General features: G+C 63.7%; 4 protein-coding genes and 1 pseudogene. 2 read left to right on the top strand and 3 right to left on the bottom strand.

Annotation, left to right across the window (positions count from 1 at the left end; genetic code table 11):
* Positions 1 to 1,160, top strand: a pseudogene (locus ACFE71_RS13490) (Tn3 family transposase); the annotation flags it as partial.
* Positions 1,161 to 1,252: 92 nt separating this feature from the next.
* On the opposite strand, the gene ACFE71_RS13485 reads toward ACFE71_RS13490, so the two are convergent.
* From ACFE71_RS13485 to ACFE71_RS13475, 3 genes are all read right to left on the bottom strand, one after another.
* Positions 1,253 to 2,827: a peptidase dimerization domain-containing protein gene (locus ACFE71_RS13485; protein ID WP_375429294.1), complete on the bottom strand. Its 1,575-nt coding sequence runs from the start codon at positions 2,825 to 2,827 to the stop codon at positions 1,253 to 1,255.
* A gap of 11 nt (positions 2,828 to 2,838) precedes the next feature.
* Positions 2,839 to 5,715, bottom strand: a complete 2,877-nt coding sequence (locus tag ACFE71_RS13480) for a TonB-dependent receptor plug domain-containing protein (RefSeq protein WP_375429293.1) — start codon at positions 5,713 to 5,715, stop codon at positions 2,839 to 2,841.
* Between the two features lie 390 nt (positions 5,716 to 6,105).
* Positions 6,106 to 6,513 carry an Lrp/AsnC family transcriptional regulator gene (locus ACFE71_RS13475; RefSeq protein ID WP_375429292.1) on the bottom strand — a complete coding sequence of 136 codons (408 nt, stop codon included), beginning with the start codon at positions 6,511 to 6,513 and terminating at the stop codon, positions 6,106 to 6,108.
* Between ACFE71_RS13475 and ACFE71_RS13470 the strand changes: the two genes are divergently transcribed.
* Positions 6,490 to 9,114 (top strand): zinc-dependent metalloprotease, encoded by a 2,625-nt coding sequence (locus ACFE71_RS13470; protein ID WP_375429291.1) that lies wholly within the window; start codon positions 6,490 to 6,492, stop codon positions 9,112 to 9,114. The genes ACFE71_RS13475 and ACFE71_RS13470 overlap by 24 nt on opposite strands.
* The last annotated feature ends 599 nt before the right edge of the window (positions 9,115 to 9,713 follow it).

The raw sequence follows: 9,713 nt of genomic DNA, 5'->3' as shown, positions 1-9,713 counted from the left end.
CGAGAAACGCATGGCGGGCTAACCAACGGTGTCCGCCACACCAAGGGAAGATCACTCGGGCTCGCCCGCATGGCGGCCGCAAGCCAGGGCGTGACCCGCGACCAGCTGGTCTGGACCAAGGACGCCTATGTTCGCGAGGATAGCTACAAGCGTGCGCTCGCCATTCTGATCAACGCCCACCATCGCCTCCCGATCGCATCGGTTTGGGGCGACGGCACGACTTCCAGCTCGGACGGGCAGTTCTTCCGGGGCGGCAAGCGCTGGGGCGTGGGCGATATCAACGCCCGGTACGGCGTCGATCCGGGGTTCAGCCTTTACACCCACATCTCCGATCAGCATGGGCTGTACAACGTGACCGTGCTCTGCGCCTCGATGCACGAAGCGCCTTATGTGCTCGATGGGCTGCTGCACCATGGGACGTCGCTGAACATCGCCGGCACTATACCGACACGGGCGGCGCGACCGATCATGTGTTCACTCCATGCGCCTTGCTCGGGTTTCGGTTCTGCCCGCGGCTGCGGGACTTCCCCGATCGCCGCCTCGCGTCGATCGGGGCGCTGGCCAACTACCCCCCGATCGCCTCCCTGCTCGGCAAGCGGATCAGGGTCGACATCATCCGCGAACACTGGGACGAGGTGCTCCGTCTGGTCGCCTTGCTCAAGGCGGGGCACGTCGCGCCGTCGACCATGCTGAAGAAGCTCGCGGCCTACGAGCGCCAGAACCAGATCGACATCGCGCTCCAGGAAATCGGCAAGGTCGAGCGGACGTTATTCATGCTCGACTGGCTCGAAAGCCCCGATCTGCGACGCCGCTGCCAGGCCGGGCTGAACAAGAGCGAGCAGCACTACGTGCTGACGCAGGCCATCTGCACGTTCCGCCAGGGCCGGATGGTCAACCGCACCCACGAGGCACTGCAATACCGCGCGTCGGGGCTGAACCTCGTCATCGCCGCGATCGTTTACTGGAACTCTACCTATCTCGCCGACGCGGTTGACCACCCTCGCGCCTCGGAGAGAACCGTCGATCCCGAACTGCTGCCCCATAGCTCACCGGTCGGCTGGGAGCATATTGCCTTCTCGGGAGACTTCCTGTGGGACCGCGCTGCCGAGCGGACGCGCCGAAAGCCGCTGAACATCATCCGCGACCGTCAAACCACCTGATCCGCTTAGCGTAGAACCAGCGCCTCGCCCTCAAGGACGAGGAAGTTCACCCTTCTCGTGAGATCATAGCGCCATGTCTGATCTTTACTATCTCAACCGCCGGCGACGTTGGGGTATTTAATACCGAGCTGATCGAGGTAGGTCGGGTATTTAGTGGAATCATAATAGAACCTCTCCAGTTGCGGCCGCATGCGATCCATCGTCTCTTTATTGAGATGGATCGCGGGCCGGTCATCTTTCGTGAGGACAGGATCGTATTTGACGTCTTTGAACTGTACTTGCTGCTGATACGCCTTGGCATCAGCAACCAGCTTGCGCGTGGTCATCAGATCGAGCGTGGTCATCGCCACCGCCTTGGCGCCCGCGACCGCACCCTTGTGGGCCACCGGCGTCGCCATCGCGATCGCCGACAGCACGTTGTGGCCGGTCATGCTCGGAATATTCGAGGGAAAGCGGATGGTGATCGTAGGCACGGTCCACATGATATCGCCGATATCGTCGGAGCCGCCGCCCATCGACGTGCCCCGCGTCTGCGGGGTGGAGAGCGGCGTCACTTCGGTCTTGAGCGGGGCCAGCGTTCGCTTGTTCGCGGTCTGAACGGCCTTGGTGAATGCCTGATCGTCGGCGCTCCATTGTGGCATGCCCACCAGCTTGATGTTGGCGAATGCCGCCTCGGCCATAGGCCGATTGCCATAGTTCGGAGCGGCATAGCCGAGCACGCGGCGTGTCACCGTCGTGCCTGTCGCCTTGGCCGCGGCGTCGGCGATCTCGTTGCCGGTTTCGTAAAGCCCGCGGATGGTCGGAAAGGTCTGTTCGCGAAAATAATACCAAACAGATGCATCGCCGGGAACGATGTTGGGCTGACCGCCACCATTGGTGATGATGTAGTGCGAGCGCTGGGTGACAGGCAGGTGTTCGCGCCGCATGTTCCAGGCGATGTTCATCAGTTCGACGCCATCCAGCGCGCTGCGGCCCTCCCAGGGGCTGCCGGCGGAATGAGACGTGCGGCCCTTGAAGTTATATTCGACCGAGACCATTCCATTATTGCCGCCATCGCCCCAACCAGTGGAGAAATCGCTGCTGACATGGGTGAAAATGGTCGCGTCGACGCCCGTGAACATCCCCTCGCGCACATAGAACGCCTTGGTCGCCAGCAGCTCTTCGGCCACGCCGGGCCACAGCATCAGCCGGCCCTTTATCCCGCGCTTTTCCATCACCTGCTTGGTCGCGATCGCGGCGGCGACGATCAGCGGCATGCCGCTGTTGTGACCCTCGCCGTGCCCCGGCGCGCCGGCGACCATCGGCTTCAGCGTTGGGCTGCCGGGATATTGCGACAGCCCCAGCAGTCCGTCGACGTCGCTGCCTAGCGCGATCAACGGTCCACCGGTTCCCCAAGTCGCGGTCCAGGCGGTCGGGATGCCCGCGACGCCCTTGGCGATCGTGAAGCCGTTCCGCTCCAGGATCCCGGTCAGATATTCCATGGTCTTGTATTCCTGGAACCCCGGCTCGGCGAAGCTGAAGACGGAATCGACCATCTCCTGGACCAGCTTGGCCTGTGCATCGACAGCGGCGGCGGCCTCCTGCTTGATAGCGGAACTGGCCTGTGCGCGAGCGGCGGCGGGAAACAGCGCGGTGGCGAGCAGGGCGGCGATGAAAGACTTGCGCACGATAATTCCTCCTAGAGCGAGAAGCGGACGCCCAACCGAAAAATGCGGCCGAGCACGTCGTAGAGCAGGCGGTTGGTTTGCGGGTAGGCGGGCGTATTGTTGCCCGTGGGACCGTTGCCGACCAGCGTCGGATCGCGATCGAGCAGGTTGCGGATCGACACGAACGCCTGCGCTTTCGCGTTGGCGATCTCGAAGTTATAGGATGTGTTGAAGTCGAGGAAGAACGCACCGTCGATGTCGTTGAGGTTGACCGTGCGGCGGTCGGCGGTCGATGCGGGGCAATCGGTCGTACAGACGATGTAGTTATTGTTGTAGACGCCGCCGCTGACGCCACGGCCAATGAACTGGAACGCCAGCCCCGACGCCAGATCGTATCCGGCCGATAGGCGATAGGTCCAGTCGGGCAAGCCGCCCGTGTTCTGGCCAGCGGCATCGGTGGTCAGCGTCACGCCGTTGTTCGTCTTGAGCTCGATCGCGTAGCTGGCGAGCGCGCGCAGTGTCAGGTTGCCGGGTCCGATCGCGCGGCGGTAGCTCGCCTCGACATCGATGCCGCTGGTCTTTTCGCTGACGAAGTTGGTCGGCTTGATCTCGATGCTGGTGACCGCGAGCCCCGGAGTCACCACGCCGCGGCCGCCCGAGGTGGAGATGAACGAGCAGCTTTCGGCGATCGTTTGGAGGTAGCAGCGGTCGACGAACGTTTGGGCAAGCAACGACGAGATCGCGCCCTCGATCTCGATGTTATAGTAATCGACGGATAGCGCGAAGCCGGGCAGGAACCGCGGTGTCACGATCGCGCCCGCGCCGTAGGTCGTGGCGACCTCCGGCTGGAGATCGGGATTGCCGACCGTCGACTCGTTGAACTGGCTGGCGACCGTGGTGCCATTGGTTTGCGGCACGTTGACGGTGTTGGTGCGACCGGTGCCGGGTGCGAACAGTTCTGACAGATTGGGCGCGCGGATGTCGCGCGAATAGGTGCCGCGCAGCTTGACGTCTTCAATGACCTGCCAGGTGAGACCGGCCTTGTACGTCTCGACTTGGCCGCTGGTGGAATAGTCGGTGATCCGGAACGCGCCATTGAAGTCCATGCCGCGGAAAATCGGTACGATCGCCTCGATATAGGCCTCCTTGACATCGTACTTGCCGAACGTTGGCAAGTAGTTGCCATAGATCCAGGTACCCGTCGTCACGCCATTGGCCACGATCGGCCGGAACAGCGGGTCGACCGATCCCGTCACCGATTCCTCGCGGTACTCGGCCCCGAACGCGATCGAGATCGGCCCGGCCCACAAATCTAGCAGATCGTTGGTGGAGAAGTTGATCGCCACCACCTCCTGCTTCAACCGCTGGAGTCGCAGCGGCTGCAACCCGTCGTACAGGACGTAGGAGATCGCCTGGGGCGTGGCGCCGCCGATGCCGATGCGGTTGAACGGAACGCAGCCGTTGGTGGAACTTGTCAGGGTCGAACGGCACACAACCGTGCCGGCAGCGATCCCGGCGGCGTTGCCCGCGGGCGCGAACACCGCGTCGGTCGCAAGCGCCAAGCGGGAGATGTTCCAAGTATTGGTCAACAGCTCCCGGGTCTTCGTGGTGCCCTGCTGGTAATAGGCGTCCCAACTCCACCCGGCGCCAATCAGGCCGAACTTGCCATTGGCGCCGACGACGTAACGACGCACGTTGCGCTCGTTGTCGCTGCCCTGCGGCGGGATATTGATGTTGCTGGTCCCGATCTGAACCGACTGAAGATTGTTGGCGACCATCGCCGCGCGCACCGCATTGGGCAGGAACGCATTGTCGCGCTGGATCACGACGCCGGTGGTCGGCGTCTGCTGGTAGAAGCTTTCGCCGTCGTAATAGCTATGCGCGAATTGCCCGAACAGCTCGAACGCCGGATCGAACTCGTAGCTGAGCCGGCCAAATGCGCTCGCCCGTGTCTCGGATGGCAGCAGCGTGGCGCTGCCGCGATGACCGGCGGTGGTGATGCCCAGATCTCCGCCGATCATCCATTGGCCGCTGGTCGGGCCGAAGTTGAGCTGGTTGACGCTGGCGCGTCCCGTCGTCGCGTCGACCGTGCCGAAATAGGTACCGCGCAACGGCCCGGTGCTGATCAGGCCGCCCGGCGTAAACTGGCCGGTGCCGATGTTTTCGCCGACGAAATATTCCGGCGCGCAGCCGGCGATAGGCGTGCCCGCGACATAGCCTGTGGGCGAACGACAATTTCCGGTGGCGCTATAGGCCGGATTGTTCGCCAGGAAATATCCGCTGTCGTTCCAGTCGCGATCGATCGATTGAATGCCGCGCTGACTGAAATACTCTCCGGACAGGAGAATATAGCCCTTGCCATCGGCAAAGGATTTGCCGCCGGTTATCGCCCCCTTGTGATTCCCGCCGTCGCCCCGGGTGGTGACGCCGTACTCGTATTCGACCTTCATGCCGGTGAAGTCGCGGTCCAGGATGAAATTGACCACGCCCGATACGGCGTCCGATCCGTATGCGGACGAAGCACCGCCGGTGACCACCTCGACCCGCTCGATCAAGGCCTGGGGAAAGGTATTGACATCCACTTGGCCCGTGGTGGTCGACGTGACCGACCGCTGACCATCGAACAGGACCAGCGTTCGAGCGGCACCTAGCCCGCGCAGGTTGACGCTGTTGACCCCTGCGGCCCCGTTGCTGAGCGAGCCGTTGGTCGTCGCGGCCGTGTTGCTGCCGCGCACCGCCGGTAGCGTGTTCACGAAGTCGGAGATGTTGGCGGGCGCCTCCGCCTCGATCTCCGCCTCGCTGATGACGCTAACGGGCGTGGGTGCACTATAACCGTCGCGGACGATCCGGCTGCCGGTCACGACGACTTCGCCAGCGACGGCCTGCTCCGCTGCGTCGACGTTTGTCACACCATCCGGTTGCAGCTCAGGTTTCCCGCCGGGCGTGTTCACCGTCCCGGAACCGGTGGGGGAAGATTTGGTCGGCCCCTCCTGAGCAAAGACAGGAGGTGCCAGCAGGGCCGCGGCACCGAGCAATAGGTAGCGCTGATTGCACGCGAAACTAGAGTATCGGTAACACCTTCGGATCATCGATTGCCCCCTGAACGGTCGCCATCGGACAATCCTCCCCCTTTTTGACTTCGTTGGCAGCCGTGTTGCGGTGCGGCATAATAGGTAACAGAAAGGTAACGTTTGTTCTGATCAAAGATTATGGCATTAACCACTCTATCTGCAGCTTTACATCTTGTAAGGCGGTTTCGGCGCACGAAAGCTGCGTCTACCACCTCGGTTCGAAATTAGTTACCTGCTTTCGAAAACAACGGGGGCGACGCTGCGCCGTTCCACTTCCCGCATGACGAAGCTGCTGCGGATCCGGCGAACATGCGGCAGCATGGACAGCTCGCTGCGATAGATGCGGTCATAATCCTCGAACGATTTGACGTGAACGATCATCAGAAAGTCAGTGTCGCCTGATATGAAGCTGCAATAGGACATGGACGGACAGAGCACCGCCGCCGTTTCGAACTCGACCAGCACCTGCTCCGCCTGCGACGACAGCTCGATCGATACCATGACCGTAATGCCGTACCCGAGTCGTGATGGCGCGACATTCGCCGCATAGCCGTCGATCGCGCCGCTATCCTCGAGGATCTTGCGACGGCGGGCGGCTGCGGTGCTCGACAGGTGAACGCGCTCGCCCAGATGCACGTCGGACAAGCGCCCGTCGCGCGCCAGTTCGCGAAGGATGCGATAATCGGTCGGGTCCATCGGCGATTGCGTGGATTCTGTCATCGGCTGCTGTCCTCGCGCTCGAATCCGCAACAGTCACTATCAAACAAGCCTCGTTTCGTTCGGAAGCGCAATGGCGAAGCTGCTAAGGTCGATGCGGAAACCAGCAGGGGGGGTGATATGCGCAATTGGATCTTGGGTCTGGCGCTGACGACGGCGGCTCCGGCGACGGCGCAGCAGGCACTGCTGCCGGTCAAGGTCGAGGCGGCGACAGGGCGGATCCTAGTGACGCTGCCGGCCCCAGATGCCGATGGAGTGGCGGGACGATACCTTTATACGACGGGGCTGCGCACCGGGCTCGGCTCGGCGGAGCTACGGCTCGATCGTGGCATGATCGGAACGACGCAGGTGCTGGCCTTTCGCCGATTGGGCAAGAAGGTCGCCTTGACGATCGAGAACCACCGGTTCCGCGCGACCGGCGACGCAGCCACCCAACGCGGCGCACGTGAGAGCTTTCCATTCAGCACGGTCTGGATGACCGACATCGTTTCCACGGCCGACGATGGCGGCCTGGTGATCGACTTCGCGCCCTTTCTCACGCAGGACGCGCTCGACTTGACGGCGGCGCTGAATGAAGGCGGCGGCAAGTTTCGGCTGGTCGATGCGCTCAGCGCCGCCGATCCCGCGTCGGTGAAGATCTTTCCCGACAATATCGAAATAGACGCGGTCCAGACCTATCAGCCGACCGAGACGCCTGGTCGGCAAGTGCAACTGACCGCGCCCGAGCCGCGCAAGGTCAGCTTCACCGTGCATCATTCACTGGTGCGGCTTCCCGCACCCGGTTTCCAGGTCCGCCGCTTTGACCCGAGATCGGCCGCAGGGGGGCTCCTCTTCTATGACTTCGGATCGCCGTTAGGGCAGGACGTCGCGTATCAGCTGGCCAATCATTTCCGCATCGAAAAGATCGATCCGGCTGCCACACGCAGCCGCGTCAAGAAGCCGATCGTCTTTTACATCGACCCGGCCGCACCCGAGCCGGTGCGTACTGCGCTACGGGAAGGGGTGCAGTGGTGGGCGCAGGCGTTCGATGCGGCAGGGCTTATCGATGCGTTCCGGACGGAAATCCTGCCCGAGGGGGCGGACCCGATGGATATCCGTTACAATATGGTCAATTGGGGCAACCGGGTCACGCGCGGCTGGTCGTACGGCCAGCAGATCGTCGACCCACGCACGGGCGAGATCATCAAGGGATCAGTGGTGCTTGGATCTCTGCGCGTCCGCCAAGACATGCAGATTTTCGAAGCATTGGTCGGTACCGCAGCCACCAACAGTGGCACGCCCAATGACCCGGTACGCGTGTCGCTGGCGCGCATGCGTCAGCTCGGCGCTCACGAGGTCGGCCACGCCATAGGGTTTGCGCACAACTTCGCCGGATCGACGCAAGGTCGCACGTCGGTGATGGAATATCCGGGTCCCTTGATCAAGCTGACCGACGGCAGGGTCGATCTGTCGGACGCCTATGCGGTCGATATCGGCGAATGGGACAAGTTCACGGTTGACTGGCTATACGGCCAGGGCCCGCCGGGCAGCGATCCGGATGCCGTCGCCGCGACAAAGGCGGCCGCGGTTCAGGCGCGGGGTATGCGCTTTGTTTCGGACGTCGACGGCCGCTCGCCCGACGCGCCGAGTCCCTGGGGTAGCATGTGGGATAACGGGCCCGATCCCGCTGCCGAACTCCGGCGGATGATGGAGGTGCGCCGCGCCGCGATCGACGCATTCGGGACGGGCATGCTGCGACCGGGCGAACCGGTCGCGAACCTGCGGCGCAAGTTCGTGCCCGTCTGGCTGATCCACCGCTATCAAGTGGATGCGGCCGCGAAGCTGCTCGGCGGCGTCGACTTGGCCTATACCGTGGTCGACGACGGGCAGCCGCCGCCCCGCCCGGTGCCGGCGGGCGATCAGATGGCGGCGCTCGACGCGTTGATGGCGACGCTCGCACCGGCGACGCTGACCGTCCCCGACCGTTTGCAGGGTCCGTTGTCAGCGGGGTTGTTCGGACGTGAGGATCCGCAATACACGGTCGAGGTGTTCCGTAACGCGGGCTCCTCGGTGTTCGACCCATTGATTGCCGCCGATGCCGCGGCACAGGTGACGCTCGACACGATCCTAGCCTCCTCCAGACTAACCCGAATGTACCAGCAGCATGACCGCGACCCCGGCCTGCCGGGACTGGCAGTGGTGCTGGATCGGCTCGACACCGTTATCGCTACGCGCAACGGCGCAGTAGCCCGGCGGGTGGCGCACCGCACGCTTATGAGTCTCGCCAGGGCGGCCCGCGACCCGATGACGTCTCCGGAGGTGGCGATGATCCTTGCCGATCGTCTGCGCCGCACCGCGGACCGACTCGTGTCCTCGTCTGCAAGAGGCGAAGACGCGGCCTGGGTGCGGGCCATCTCAACCCTGCTCCGCGACGAGGATGCGCTGGAACGCGAGGTCGCTAACCGTTCGCATGTCCCCGCCATTCCACCGGGCATGCCGATTGGCGATACTGACTGGTTTGGCGCAGATGTGCCGTATTAGCCGACCGCGTGGAACGACGCGTATAGTTCCAGTCACTGCGGCACGGCTGCTGAGGCATGTCGGCGCATACGCGGTTAGCCAGCGGACCGCTGCCTCCGCCGGGGCAGGCTCTACTATCGTTGGCGCAAGGAATATGGCGGGCTGAAGACCGACCAGGCGCGTCACTTGGCTGCTCGCCACGAGCCTATGCGCGGACCGGACCGCCCGCCGGTTCGCCGCATCCCTGGGCGACGACCGCGATCGCGCGGGCCACAGGTGCCCGGCGGCTCGCGGCAGGTGGTCCGCCGGCGGGGTCGGATATGAAGCCGTAAATGCCTGGATACCACTGGTGGAACCCCGCCGGCCGCTCGGCGGCTTGCTTCACATATCGGTCATGGTCGTAGGACCGGTCGATAGCGAGCGCGACAGACCCGCGCTCGGCCATCTTCCGCCCCGGCCCCCGGGGTCGGCCGAACTCACGCAGGAACCGGGTCGAAGTAGAGGTAGACCGCCGCGATCCTCCCCGCGCGCGCGACTATGAAATCGGTCCCGGCATAGGCGGGAGCGACGCACGCGGCGAACATTCGCTCGACGTCCGCGCCGTTCCGCGGATCGCCACC

Origin of the sequence: uncultured Sphingomonas sp. (genome assembly GCF_964237155.1) — a bacterium.
GTDB lineage: Bacteria > Pseudomonadota > Alphaproteobacteria > Sphingomonadales > Sphingomonadaceae > Sphingomonas.
Note: the sequence above shows the minus strand (reverse complement) of the source record. Positions and strands in the feature narration are given on the sequence as shown.